General features: G+C 47.0%; 11 protein-coding genes. 1 reads left to right on the forward strand and 10 read right to left on the reverse strand.

Annotated features, from left to right (window positions below):
- Window positions 1-213 precede the first annotated feature (213 nt).
- The 3 genes from ACPEPR_RS03910 to ACPEPR_RS03920 form a co-directional block, all read right to left on the reverse strand.
- The gene (locus ACPEPR_RS03910; protein WP_160241387.1) at window positions 214-1581 is read right to left on the reverse strand and encodes an MFS transporter; all 1368 of its coding nucleotides are present in this window, start codon (window positions 1579-1581) and stop codon (window positions 214-216) included.
- Window positions 1582-1716: 135 nt separating this feature from the next.
- Complete coding sequence (locus ACPEPR_RS03915; RefSeq protein ID WP_160241388.1) at window positions 1717-2886, reverse strand: CaiB/BaiF CoA transferase family protein; 1170 nt, start codon at window positions 2884-2886, stop codon at window positions 1717-1719.
- Complete coding sequence (locus ACPEPR_RS03920; protein WP_160241389.1) at window positions 2886-4079, reverse strand: mandelate racemase/muconate lactonizing enzyme family protein; 1194 nt, start codon at window positions 4077-4079, stop codon at window positions 2886-2888. Before ACPEPR_RS03920 ends, ACPEPR_RS03915 begins: the two co-directional genes overlap by 1 nt.
- Before the next feature lie 412 nt (window positions 4080-4491).
- Between ACPEPR_RS03920 and ACPEPR_RS03925 the strand changes: the two genes are divergently transcribed.
- Window positions 4492-5649: an acyl-CoA dehydrogenase family protein gene (locus ACPEPR_RS03925; protein ID WP_216071806.1), complete on the forward strand. Its 1158-nt coding sequence runs from the start codon at window positions 4492-4494 to the stop codon at window positions 5647-5649.
- Between the two features lie 281 nt (window positions 5650-5930).
- Here ACPEPR_RS03925 and ACPEPR_RS03930 read toward each other — a convergent pair whose 3' ends face one another.
- The 7 genes from ACPEPR_RS03930 to ACPEPR_RS03960 all read right to left on the reverse strand — a co-directional run bounded on the left by ACPEPR_RS03930 (window position 5931) and on the right by ACPEPR_RS03960 (window position 13906).
- The gene (locus ACPEPR_RS03930) at window positions 5931-6599 is read right to left on the reverse strand and encodes a TetR/AcrR family transcriptional regulator (protein WP_160241390.1); all 669 of its coding nucleotides are present in this window, start codon (window positions 6597-6599) and stop codon (window positions 5931-5933) included.
- A 250-nt stretch (window positions 6600-6849) separates the two neighbouring features.
- Window positions 6850-8079: a CaiB/BaiF CoA transferase family protein gene (locus tag ACPEPR_RS03935; RefSeq protein WP_160241391.1), complete on the reverse strand. Its 1230-nt coding sequence runs from the start codon at window positions 8077-8079 to the stop codon at window positions 6850-6852.
- A gap of 178 nt (window positions 8080-8257) precedes the next feature.
- The gene (locus ACPEPR_RS03940) at window positions 8258-9730 is read right to left on the reverse strand and encodes an aldehyde dehydrogenase family protein (protein ID WP_286423077.1); all 1473 of its coding nucleotides are present in this window, start codon (window positions 9728-9730) and stop codon (window positions 8258-8260) included.
- A 131-nt stretch (window positions 9731-9861) separates the two neighbouring features.
- Window positions 9862-11097, reverse strand: a complete 1236-nt coding sequence (locus tag ACPEPR_RS03945) for an OprD family outer membrane porin (protein ID WP_168384160.1) — start codon at window positions 11095-11097, stop codon at window positions 9862-9864.
- Between the two features lie 217 nt (window positions 11098-11314).
- Entirely contained in the window at window positions 11315-12019 is a 705-nt protein-coding gene (locus ACPEPR_RS03950; RefSeq protein WP_160241394.1) for a fumarylacetoacetate hydrolase family protein, read from the reverse strand.
- Window positions 12020-12050: 31 nt separating this feature from the next.
- Window positions 12051-12689, reverse strand: a complete 639-nt coding sequence (maiA, locus tag ACPEPR_RS03955; protein WP_423561946.1) for a maleylacetoacetate isomerase — start codon at window positions 12687-12689, stop codon at window positions 12051-12053.
- Entirely contained in the window at window positions 12686-13906 is a 1221-nt protein-coding gene (locus tag ACPEPR_RS03960) for a 3-hydroxybenzoate 6-monooxygenase (RefSeq protein ID WP_160241396.1), read from the reverse strand. Before ACPEPR_RS03960 ends, maiA begins: the two co-directional genes overlap by 4 nt.
- Window positions 13907-13918: the final 12 nt, after the last annotated feature.

Below are 13918 nucleotides of genomic sequence, written 5' to 3' on the forward strand. Positions count from 1 at the left end.
CCTTCTTTTTAAATCTCTGGTTCAGTCTAAAAATGATCCTGGCCAGCTTATGAAGATATTTAAATCGATCAAAAGTATTTAATCAAAGTCTCCTGATCTCCCGGTCATCTCTTTCAGCGCCATCATCCACTCTCCATCTTCCAGATATAAAAAAGCCAATAATCTGACGACTCAAATTATTGGCTTCCCAGAAGGTTGTGCTTAATTGTGAAATCAGGCCTTAGCTTTTTCCAAACTCACCATCTGGGTTTTCTGCTTTTTTTTCATCAGACGCGTAATCATAAACATTGAGAATGCTGCCAGGAATGCTGGAATGGTCAGCAAGTTGACAATCTGCTCACCTGACAGGCCTGATACCATCAGCCAGCCCACCGCGCCCGAGCCAATAAATGAACCTAAACGGCCGGCACCACCTGCCCAGCTGACGCCAGTTGAACGGCAATGGGTTGGGTAGTAGCTTGAGCAGAACACATGAATACCGACATGCGAGCCACTAATTCCGGCACCAATACCAAAGATACCCAGTACAATCAGCATTGTGCTTAAGTTTGAAACGCCCGTGCTGAGTAACAGTACACAGAATGCACCCACCACATAAGAGATGGTCAATACACGGCTCTGGCCGATTTTATCCATAAAGAAGGCAATCACCAGGGCGCCCACAGTACCGCCAATCTGGAAGGCAGAAGTAATCCAGGACGCACTTTGCAAGTCAAAGCCTTCATTTTTCAGGATGGTCGGCATCCAGCTTGAAATCATGTAGATGATGATCGAGCCCATGGTAAAGGCACACCAGAACAATAAGGTACCGGCAAAATAGTCTTTACTGAACAGTTCACGGACACTCACGTTCTGCTTTTCGGTAACAGAAGCCACCAGTTCAGGAATAACCTGGCCTTTTGGTGCCATCTTGCGAATAACTGTATCAATTTTCTCTTTGGAAAATTTGTTCAAGACCATGAAGCGTAAAGATTCAGGCATGAAATAATACAAGAATGGTAAGGTCAACAGCGGAGCCAGACCACCAATAATTAAAATCCCTTGCCAGCCTACCAGCTGAATCAGCTGTCCAGACAGTAAACCACCTGCGGCGGCACCCATGGTATAACCACAGAACATCACGGTCACCAGGGTCGAACGTCTAGAGGTTGGGCAATATTCCGAGGTAATAGTGACCGCATTTGGCATGGCGCCACCTAAACCGAGGCCGGTTAAAAAGCGCAGTATCACCAGTGTGGTCAGGTTTGGAGAAAATGCAGAAATTAAGGTACCAATACCAAAAATAATCACGCTCCAGATAATGATCCGCTTACGGCCAAATTTGTCAGCCAACGGACCAAACATAAATGCACCGAGCATTAAACCAAAGACACCCGATAAAAACAGCGGTGCCAGATCTGCCGGGCTAAGCGACCATTCTGCAATCAGGGCGGGCGCAATAAATCCAACTGCAGCAATATCAAATCCATCCATGGCTGCAACGAGGAAACACAGCACAATAATAACTTTTTGTAACCGTGATAATGGAATACTGTCGATAAAATTCTGAACTTCCATACGTTCAGCTGTGTGTTGAGTCATCCTGTTTCTCACTTTATTTTCAGCTTTTTGTCTTGCTGAATGCACATCATTGTTTTTCAGCATCCTGGTTATTTCAAAACTATCGGAATAATTTCAAAATGAAGATTGGAACGTTTTTTTACTCAAGCCACCTGCTTAAAGTTGCTGGGCTGCAGTCACCAGCAGCGCATTAATCTGCTCTGGGCTATAGTCCAGCTCGGTTAAAATCGCCTGGGTATTGGCCGCCACCGGGTTAACCGGCTGACACTGCGCCACCGTGGTTTTGCTAAATTTTGGCGCCGGGCTTGGCTGGGTAATATTGTTCACCTGGCTATAGCTGCCGCGGGCCACATTGTGTGGATGCAGCGGTGCTTCAGCCAGACTGAGTACCGGTGCGAAGCAGGCATCGGTTCCTTCAAACAGGTCGCACCAATGCGCACGGCTCTGCTGCTGGAACAGTTCAGCTAGACGCTGTTTTAACTGCGGCCATTGCTGCTGCTTCCACTGTGCCTGAAAGTCGGCATCTTCAAGCAGGCCCATCTTGTCGAGAAACTGCTGATAAAACTGCGGTTCCATCGGGCCAATTGAAATGTATTTGCCATCGGCACAGCGATAGGTGTCATAAAAATGTGCACCACCATCGCCATTATTGGTGCCGGCCTGCGCATTCCATAAGCCGACTGAGTGCCAGCCCTGAATTAATGCAGTTAATAACGCTGCACCTTCCGTAATGGCCGCATCCACCACCTGACCTTCACCGCTCTGCTGGGCATGAGATACTGCTGCCAGAACGCCATAGGCCAACAGCATGCCACCGCCACCAAAGTCACCAATAAAACCCGGTGTTGGTGTTGGCTGACCATCGGCACGTGCGGTTGAATGTAAAGCACCGGTTAAGGCAATATAGTTAATATCGTGTCCGGCGCTCTGTGCCAACGGCCCGGTCTGGCCCCAGCCAGTGACCCGACCATACACCAGTTTCGGATTACGCGCCAGGCAGATGTCCGGGCCTAAACCGAGTTTTTCCATGACACCCGGACGGAAACCTTCAATCAGGATGTCGGCTTTTTCAATTAATTTAAGGGCAATTTCAATCGCCTCTGGCTGTTTTAAATCCAGCGCAATTGATTCACGGCCGCGTGCGAGTACATCGCTATCCCGTGCGGTTAAGGCGGCCATGCCCTCTTTTTTACCCAGCTTGACCGGTCGATCAATACGGATGACGCGCGCGCCCTGATCGGCCAGTAACATGCCGGCAAAAGGTGCAGGTCCAAGACCTGCAAATTCCACCACGGTCAAATGCGATAATGGTCCGCTGCGGTGCATTATGCGACTTCCTCTCGACCAATCTCAACGCTACGGCCTTGTACACCGGCAGTTTTGTTACTAATCAGGAAGGCTTCATTCAGATCAATGCCATAACCCGGACCTTCGTTCGGATAGCACATGCCATTTTCAAATTTTGGAATGTTCAGGGCAATATCAGTACCGGCTTTAATATTTTTACTTTCCATGGTGCCATGAATCAGTAATGGTCCAATCGATTCGTTCAGGCCTTGCGATGCCCATTCATTAGCAACCCATAAGTGTGCTGCCGGGCTGTGCTCCAGACCGGAACCAATCATACAGCCGCAATGTACCGGTAAGCCGGCCAGACGCGCCATGGTTAACCAGCGCTGTGCTTTAACCAGACCACCAGCTTTTTGCAGTTTAATGAACAGACCATCGGCCGCGCGGCGATCAATAATTTCTTTCAGGTTATGCAGTTCTTGTGCAGATTCATCGGCATAAATCGGGGTTTTCACCTGGGCACGTAAACGTGCCATGCCTTCAATATCCCAATGTGGTAGCGGCTGCTCAATTAAGTCCAGACCGGCAGAATCAATACGACGGATCACATGCAGAGCTTTTTCATAGCTCCAGAAGCCGTTGGCATCAATGGTCAAGACTGCATCTGGGCCAACCGTATCACGCACCGCGTGTACCATATCAATATCGTCTTGCAAGGTGCCGTGACCAATTTTCATCTTGAACAGTTCAAAGCCGAGTTTTTTGGCTTTGTCGGCTTCAGCGGCTACATCTTCCGGTTTACCGGCAGACAGCACCCAGCCCTGACGCGAACCTTCTGTCGTCCGGCCACCTAATAATTCATAAACTGGTACACCCAACAGTTTGCCTTTTAAATCGTGCAAAGCGAAATCGACAGTGGCTTTGGCCTGGTTGTTATCACGGACCAGCAAATCCATTTTCGCCACAATTTTTTCAATATTGCGCGGGTCTTCACCAATCAGAATACGTGGTGCAATCACGCGGGTAATCATGGCAATAATTGATTCTTGCAGTTCACCACGATACCAGGATGACGTATCACCTGAGTCCGAAATGCCCACCGTACCATCATCTGCAGTAATTTTTAACACCACGCTATCAATCGAGGTGATGCGTGTATTTGGCATGATGACTGGCTTTTTTAATGGGGTTGAAACTGGAAAACATTCAACTTTCACAATTTTTGGCATGCTTAATTCCCTTTCTGTAATCGTGATACGTCTAAACATATCTGTCTGATGTCTGGGAGCAGCGGCGCGGTGGTGCTTTGGCATGTACCAGCTCACTCCCACCCTGCTTTTCCTTACATCAATAGTGCAACTATTGATTCGACATCCTTTGTCTGCTGTTCAGATTCCAGTTTGTTGGTTTAAAAACTGGAACCTAATTGATTTCCTCATCAATGTAATTTTGAATTTCACAAATGTCAACCAACTTGTTGGTTGAATTTTTATTAAAACCAACCAACTTGTTGGTTGACAAATTAAATATAATTGTGAAAACTAGGCTTCATGCATAAATACGGGCAGTTTGCGCGCTAATTTAAACAGCGAAAACTGCTCTAAAGAACAGTTAAATGAGAGAACAAAGAAGGGATACACCATGATTTATGGATACCGCTCACCATGGATGACAGAAGAACTGGATCAATTACGTGTGACCGCACGCCGTTTTTTTGAAGAAGAAGTTGCACCCAAAGCAGAAAAATTCCGTAAACAGCATTACATTGACCGTGATGTCTGGGAAAAAGCCGGCGAACTCGGCCTGCTCTGTATGAGTATTCCAGAAGAATACGGCGGTTTGGGTGCGTCTTTTGCCCATGAAGTGGTGGTGATGGAAGAACAGGCGCGTATTTGCGATACCACCTTTGGTTTTATTCCAGGTGCACTCAACAGCCCGGGCTTTTTCCACGGAACTGCTACTCATGAACAGTTATTAAAATGGATGCCAGATATTGCTGCCGGTAAGAAAATGATTGCCGTAGCGATTACCGAGCCGGATGCCGGTACGGACGTAAAAGCATTACGTACCACTGCACGCCGTGAAGGTGATGAATATGTGCTGAATGGTTCCAAAACCTTCTGTACTTTGGGCGATCAGGCTGATTTAGTCTTAGTGGCTGCGCGTACCGGTGAATCGGGTTCTGGCGCACACGGGATTTCCCTGTTTATGGTCGAAAAGGACAAATGTCCGGGCTTTAAGGTCAACAATATCATCGACAAAATTGGTCAAAATGCCCTGAATACCGCGGAAATTTTCCTGGATGATGCACGCGTTCCAGCCGAAAACCTGATTGGTGGCGAAGAAGGCAAAGGCTTCTTCCAGCTGATGGATGTATTTACCCGTGAACGCCTGTCGATTGGTATTGTCGGGATTGCCTGTGCAGAACGCGCCATTGAAATGACTGTCGAACACGCCAAAAACCGTAAAATGTTAGGCCGCACCTTATGGGATTTCCAGAACACCAAATTTGAACTGGCCGAATGTTTGACTGAAGCGCGTGTTGGCCGTGTGTTTATTGACAATATTGTGAAAGACCTGGTCGATGGTAAAGACCTGCAACCCAATGATGCCATGATGGCCAAATGGTGGGGTTCACAAAAACAGTGTGAAATTATTGACCGCTGCTTACAGCTATTTGGTGGTTATGGTTACTGTACCGAGTATCCAATTGCCCAGCTGTATATGGATGCACGTGTGGCCCGTATTTATGGTGGCTCAAACGAAACCCTGAAAGATGTGATTGCCCGCTCGATGTAAGCCATCACAACCTGCAACAGGTAGGATTTTCCAAGGAGAATTCTACCTATTTTTTATGCTTGATTTTTATATCTAAATTCTTCTCGCAAGTTTGAATCAGCATAAATAGATGCAAGTCAGGCTTGATCTGATTCAATGGAAATATAGCGTAAATGAGTTGATCTCTGCTGGGTTTGCATCTCCGGACTGACACATCTCAACAGCAGATGAAATAGATATAAAACTAAAAAACCCGGTTAAAACCGGGCTTATTAATATTGAAGAGTATTTCGTGAATAGATTTAAGCACGAATACCATCAATCAGCGTCGACATAAATACATCGACAATTTCAGTAATGTCTTCACCACGACCCTCTTTATACCAGCGTGGCACCCAGTTCAAGGCACCAAACAGCATCGCAGAGAATAAACGTGAAGAACGCGGTTTAATTTTACCGTCCGCAATCCCTTCTTCGACCAATTCACGTACGGTCAGCTCCAGACGGCGCTGGAAGTCTTTAATTTCATTACCGTAACCACTATCCAGCGGTCGTGCACCAACCAGAATCAGACAACGTCCAAATACGTTATTCTGTGCAATTGCCAGTTGCGTCGCGAATTTACGCAAACGGTCAAACACACAGACCTCGGTATTTTTCATTTCTTCAATCAGAATATCCAGATCTTTAAACGAGGTAAGCAGACATTCATATAAAATGGTTTCTTTGTTGGTAATGTAGTGATATAGCGTAGCCTTATGAATGCCCACATGCTCGGCAATCAGGTCCAGAGAAGTCGCTTCATAGCCCTGTGTCGCAAACAGTTCTGCAGCAGTCTTTAAAATCAGCAAACGCTTGTCTTCATGGCGAGCTTCTGTATTGGCACGGCGTTTACGCGGTTTTGGCTTTAAAATAGCGCTATCTGGCTCTGCATCGGTTGCAAGAGCAAGACCGTTTTTTTCCATGGGCATTTGACTATCCTAAATTTTGAAAGCGTGATTAAAATATTCTGGCGAATAACTAAAACGTACTTCAATAAAAAAATGATATGAATGGTTTTAAATTTTCTGCTGAATATAAAACACAATATTCAACCAACTGTTTGGTTATATTATAATTGATTTTAGCGATTTGTTACAACTATGTAATCTATCATATCGTTGTATAAAAGAAAAACAATGATCTAGATAGACCATTGTTTTATCTCAGTATTATTTTTATTTAGGCAGCAAACAGGATACCAGAATCCATTAAACTGCTAATACGGGCATTATCCCAACCCAGTTCATTCAGAATTTCACGGGTATGTTCACCCAGTTTTGGCGCACGCACACGTACTTCACCTGGGGTCAGTGACATCTTCACTGGAATGCCGGGTACTGCGGTCAGCTCGGCTGTCCCCGGATGTTCAACTTGCGGTAACATATTACGGGCCGCAAAATGTTCATCCTTAAAGATTTCTTCACCGGTATAAATTGGGCTGAAAGGTACCCGGCCACCAAACAGTTCTTTTAATTCCTGCTTGGTTTTCTGGCTGGTGTATTTTTCAATTTCAGCATTTAAAGCCTCATGGTTGTCCCAACGCAGACCTTCATTTAAATATTCAGGCTTGGTTTTTAATTCAGGACAGCCAAGCAGATCACAGAGTAAATGGAACTGCGGATCATGCGGTGCGGCAATGGCAATCACCCCATCTTTGACTTTAATGGTACCAAAAGGTGCAAGCCCCGGAATACCGTTACCCACCGGACTGGCCGATACGCCGCGATAAGAGAACTGGCTGACCACAATTTCAGATAATGCAAGAATACTGTCGGTCATGGCAACATCGACATACTGGCCCAAACCGGTATTTTTAGCATGTAACAGCGCCGATACGGTTCCAAATGCAGCAAATAAACCCGATACGGTATCTCCGGCACCCCCACCGACTTTCACCGGATGATCGGCATCCATACCGGTTACGCCCATCCAGCCACCCATAGCCTGTGCAACAATATCGAAGGCTGGCCAGTCTTTATACGGACTTTCGCCGCCCACACGGTCACCAAAACCACGAATCGAGGTATACACAAGACGCGGATTTACTTTCTTTAAATCTTCGTAGCCCAGCCCCATTTTTTCCAGCACACCGGCACGGTAGTTTTCCACCAGACCATCGGCGTTTTTTACCAGTTCCAGCAAGGCATCACGACCTTCAGCATTTTTCAGATTTAAGGCAATTGAGCGTTTATTGCGGTTACACGACTGGAACAGCCCGCCAAAGAAACGGTCTTTATCATCAGCACGAAAAGGTCCCATTTTACGGAAGAAATCACCTTCGAGTGGCTCAACCTTGATTACATCTGCGCCATGATCTGCTAGCATTTGCGAACAAAATGGTCCGGCCAGTGCATGGGTCAAATCTAAAATACGTAAACCTTTTAATGATCCCTGATTATTACTGTTCATAAACACTCCATTGTTACAATACAATCAACTGGTTGGTTGATTATGTTTGAATTTTACCGCCCTGTAAAATGCTTTTTGATCATTTTTTGTAGCGCTAGACTAAAGTTATAGATTGGATGACAGTGCTGATGATCCGGAAAGCGTTGCGTTTCCCGATCATCAGCCTGTATGAAAAACCTTATACCGGATAGGCTTTCGGTTTGGTTTGTACGGTCACCCAATGGGTGCGGGTAAATTCCTCAATAATCCAGTGACCATTGAAACGGCCCAGACCGGAATTTTTCTCGCCCCCAAATGGCGCGTGTGGCTGATCATCTACGGTAATGTCATTAATATGGGTCATGCCCGCTTCAATGCCTAAGGCAAACTGCACACCACGTTCATGATTGGCGGTACACACGGCGCTGGATAAACCATATTCGGTGTCATTGGCCAGTGCCAGTGCATGCGCTTCATCTTGAGCTTTAATCACCGGCAAGACTGGGCCAAAACTTTCTTCACGCGCCAAGGCTGATTGCGGATCGACATTAATAAACACATGCGGTGGAATAATATTGCCCTGGGTTTCACCACCAACCCGCATTTCAATACCGGCGGCTTTGGCTTCGGCAATAATCCGCTCAATATTGCGTACCTGACTCTGGTTAATGATCGGGCCGATTAATGTCCCCATCTCGTTTGGATCACCCATGCTGAGGCTGTTTACTTTTTGCACCAGCAAATCGACGAACTGGTCATATACTTTGGCATCGACAATCACCCGGTTGGTGCTCATGCAGATTTGCCCCTGATGCAGGAAACGTCCCATCACGGTCAAGTCCACCGCTTGTGCCAGATCAGCATCATCCAGTACCACCATCGGTGCATTACCACCAAGTTCCAGCGCAATGCGCTTGATATAACGGCCACCCACAGCCAGCTGCCCGACACGCTTGCCGACTTCGGTGGAACCGGTAAATGAAATCAGGCTAGGGACTGCATGTTCAACAAAATAATCGCCAATTTCACTACCAGCACCGGCTACCACATTCAGCACACCGGCCGGGAAACCGGCTTCTTCAAACAGTTTGGCCAGCAAGGTTCCGCCAGTAACCGGTGTATCACTGGCCGGTTTTAACACTACGGTATTACCCAATGCCAAGGCAGTAATCACTGAACGCATACTTAAATGGAAAGGGAAGTTCCATGGGCTGATCACCCCAATCACCCCCAGCGCTTTACGATAAATCCGGCTTTGCTGATCTGGCACGCTGGTCGGCAAAATTTCACCATTCACGCGTAAAGGAAAGGTTTCAGCTTCCCGGATAATGCCCTGTGCCGCGCCCAGCTCAATGCTGGCTTTTAAACGGGTACTGCCCGATTCCTGGATAATCCAGTCAATAATTTCTTCACCACGTGTAGCCACCACATTTGCCAGCTTTTGGATCAGGCCCATTTTTTCTGCTGGACTGGTATTTTCCCAGGCTTTTTGTGCGGCTTTTGCTGCCTGATAGGCGGCATCAACATCTTGCTGGCTGGCACACTGAAACTGATGTAACACCGCCTGTGTATACGGATTGATATTGTCCGTCAGGCGCGATGAAGTGCCCTGTTGCCATTGCCCATTAATAAATTGCTGGTTTAGCCCGGTATACTGCTGGTGCTGATCCATGCCTTTTACTCCCTGTTAAAATTAGAATGTTTATTGCGATCTCGGATAGCAATAAACATAAGTCAATTAGAATAAAAATACAACCAACTATTTGGTAGATTTTTTAATTTAAAAAAATCTCGATTTTGGTCTTAGAACTTGATGCTGTAATTGGTATAGAACCGGTGTTCATCCAGCTTCACCCCAGCACCCTCAAAGTCGGTTTTAATGAACATATATTGAAAGCCCAGTCCTTTGAACAACCCTTCTTTAATGCCGTAGTTCAGCACCACATTCCATTCATTTTCCTTGACATCGGCAATGGTGGGATGCTTGATATGATCTGCAGTAATATAGCGGGTCATAAAGTTTAAACCCTCAATGCCCATGGCAGAAAAATCATAGTCATAACGCAACTGTAACGAACGCTCTTTGGCTTTATAGAAACTGATACTGCCCCATTGCGTCAAAAACGGTGCCGGTGTCCAGCCACTGAGTAATGGAAAAGCCGTTTCGCCGGACATGTGCTGATAGCCCAGACCAAATTTATGCGGGCCATAATGCAACATGGTCATAAAGTTATAGGCCTGATTGTCAATTTCACCCTGCAAACTTTTGGAGGCATCCTGGGTATCATAGACGCGAACATCAGTCACCAGCTTGCTTTGCTCTGAAAACTGGTGCTTATGCTTTAAGCCCACATAATGTTGATGGTAAATATCTTCCAGACCGCCATAAAAATAGCTGACATCCAGATTCGGATTGACCCGGTAATCTACCCCAAAAACATTTAGGCCATCTGAAACTGCACCGGTTTTATTGACATCTAAAGTCAGTTTTTCAAAATCTTCTTTATCACGCGCCATAATCCGGGTGATGCGACCGGCGGTAATTTTGGTATTTTGAATATCTTTAGATTCAAGCATTAGCCCTTTAAAGGTGGTTGGCAGGTTACGGCTATGATCAATATGCACCACCGGCAAGGTCGGCATCAGCTGGCCATAGCGGATTTCGGTATCGGCAATTTTCGCTTTTAAAGTCAGACCAAGTTGGGTCTGATCCTGCTGCTGTCTGCCGGTGCCCGGATCATTTGGCATACTACCATCCCGCACCAGTTCATCATCATTTTTGATCAGGCGCTCGGCATGGCGCACGCTACCATCCAGCCCGACAGACAATGGCCCCAGATCGGCATATCCGGACTGAATACTTAAATTGGCACTTTGTGACCAGTGTTCAAATTCAGGCACCGGCTTTGTATCCGGATTTCGTTGCATATAGAAGTTACGAAAATCGAGCTGTACTTTTGCATCCTGCACTACATCTGCATACGCCCCATGTGACATGGCCACCAGACATCCCAATGTCAGTAATTTTATTTTCATCATTTCAGCAATCCTCTTTGCTTTTTACAACGTTCCATCGCTGCAATGGCGCAGAGTCAATGCGCCCCTATCCTGATCCTGCACAGCAAGATCAGGTCAGAGGATTGAGCAAGTCCATTGCATCTGTGAACGAGATTTAGAACCTTAAATCTTCGTTTTTTATCCTGCTTCTCAGCAGAAATAAGAAGCTTTACAACGTCTCTGTCGTAAAGCTCACCTGTTAGACCACTTTCACGGTAATGCCGCTCAGGCCTGTAATTTCAGCACGCATTTCATCGCCAGCCACCACGGCCCCCACACCTTCTGGGGTACCCGTGAAGATCAGGTCGCCCTGTTTCAGCTCAAACAGGGTAGATAAATTGGCAATGGTTTCAGCCACATTCCAGATTAAATGGGTGATATCACTGCGCTGTACGGTTTGACCATTAACAGTCAAATGAATTTCACCGGCATTTAATTCGCCAATGTCGGCCAGGGTATGAATTAGACCCACCGGTGCAGAATAATCAAAGGCCTTGCCTACTTCCCAAGGACGGCCTTTTTCACGTTGCGCCATTTGCAGGTCACGGCGGGTCATGTCCAGACCAACCGCATAGCCATAGATATAGCTGGCCGCTTCTTCTACAGAAATATTCTTGCCGTCCTTGCCAATTGCTACCACCAGTTCAATTTCATAGTGATAATTTGAGGTTTCACTTGGATAAGGGATGCTGACCGCTTCATCTGCCGGGACCGGCACAATTGATTCAGGATCATTCGGCTTGCAGAAGAAAAATGGCGGTTCACGATCCGGGTCAAATCCCATTTCACGGGCATGGGCCGCATAGTTACGTCCGACACAGTAAATACGGCGTACCGGAAACAGCGCATCGGTTCCCTGTACAGGCAAACCCACAATCGACATGGGATTAAATACAAAACTCATAATGTTCTTCCTTGTAGTAATTTTGCTGTGCTTAGACGGCATCAGGCTGATTTTGTGGTGCGGCGGCCTGAAATGCAGGCAACGCCATACAGTTTTGGTAAATCTGCTGAATCCGTGGATACTGATTTAAATCGACCTGGAAACGTTTGGATGAATCGACCTGTGGAATCAGGTAGGCATCGGCCAGGGTCGGCTGATTGCCAACACAGAAGCCTTCCCGCTGTGAATCGGCTGCCAGCAGTTGCTCCAGCGCGCGGAAACCTTCATCAATCCAGTGCTGACACCAGGTTTGCACCTGGGCATCATCCAGACCCAGCGGCCCACGCAGATATTCCAGAATACGCTTGTTATTGATGGGGTGAATATCACAGCCCACCAAGGCTGCAATGGCACGCACTTTGGCGCGCTGCATCGGGTCTTGTGGCAACAAGGCCACCTCTGGATAAGTTTCTTCCAGCCATTCAATAATGGCCGGGCTTTGAATCAGCAACTGGTCATTGACTTCCAACACCGGCACAAAGGTTTGTGGATTCAGGGCTTTAAAACTGTCCTGCTTGTGCTCATTTTTCATCAGGGAAATGGCCTGCAGTTCATAGTCAATTTTTTTCAGATTCAGCACAATACGGGTACGGTGCGAGGTGCCGCTGCGGAAAAAGCCATAGAGTTTCATGCTGCAGTTCCTGTGTAATGTTTCGCCGCGTCCAGACAGTTTTCTACATTCCAGCCATATAACCATTCCATGGCATCATAGAAACGCTCATTGGAACGGCCGCGCCATAAATCATTGCGCACCATGCGCTGCACGCCTTTAGCATGATAAATTTTACCCATCTCGCGTGAAGACAGCACAATACGTGCAGTACGGGCGACACGCGCACGCTGGTACATATCAAAGGCTTTGGCAATATCGTTATTGTTGACGCGTAAGGCTTCACCCAAGGTCACGGCATCTTCCATGGCCATACATGCCCCTTGCGCCATATATTGCGTAGTTGGATGAGCAGCATCGCCAAGCAAGGTAATCCGGCCATAACTCCAGGTATCAATCGGTTCGCGGTCTGCAGTGGCCCAGCGTTTCCACGTTTTTGGCAGCTCAATCAGCTGGCGCGCTTTCGGGCAGATGTCCTGAAAATAAGACAGCACTTCTTCTTTGGAACCATCTTTTACCCCCCACTCTTCCTGTTCTCGGCTATGGAAGGTCACCACCACGTTATATTCTTCACCACCCCGCAGTGGATAATGCACCAGGTGACAATTTGGCCCGACCCAGATACTGGCCGCATTCCACTGTAAATCTTCCGGGAATTCATCACGTGGTACCACAGCACGATACACCACATGACCGGTCACCAGTGCCGGGTCACCTACATACTTTTCACGTACCACCGATTTGACCCCATCTGCACCAATGAGCGCCTGACCGCGATATTGATTGCCTTTATGGTCAACAATGGTCACGCTGCTTTCATCCTGATCGACACTGACAATGCGGCAGTCGGTGATGATTTCAATTTCACCATTTTCCTGTGCCCCTTCAACCAGCGAGCTGTGAATATCGGCACGGTGAATCACCGCATACGGGTTGCCAAAACGTTTCAGGAAAGCCTCACCGGTTTCAATGCGACCAACACAATATTCATCAATCGCATCATGCATGACCATATAGTCGGTATAAACCGCACGGCCACGCGCACGATCACCAATTCCTAGCGCATCAAAAGCATTGAAGGCATTTGGTCCCAGCTGGATGCCGGCACCAATCTCACCAATTTCTGGGGCCTGTTCAAATACCTGTACCTTAAAACCTTGCTTGGCCAGCGCCAAGGCTGCGGCAAAACCGCCAATGCCACCACCGGCAATTAAAATAGGGTTTGCTTGATTTGTCATATTTTTCTTCCT

Origin of the sequence: Acinetobacter sp. AND/436 (assembly GCF_049546925.1) — a bacterium.
In the GTDB taxonomy this organism is placed as follows: Bacteria; Pseudomonadota; Gammaproteobacteria; order Pseudomonadales; family Moraxellaceae; genus Acinetobacter; species Acinetobacter indicus.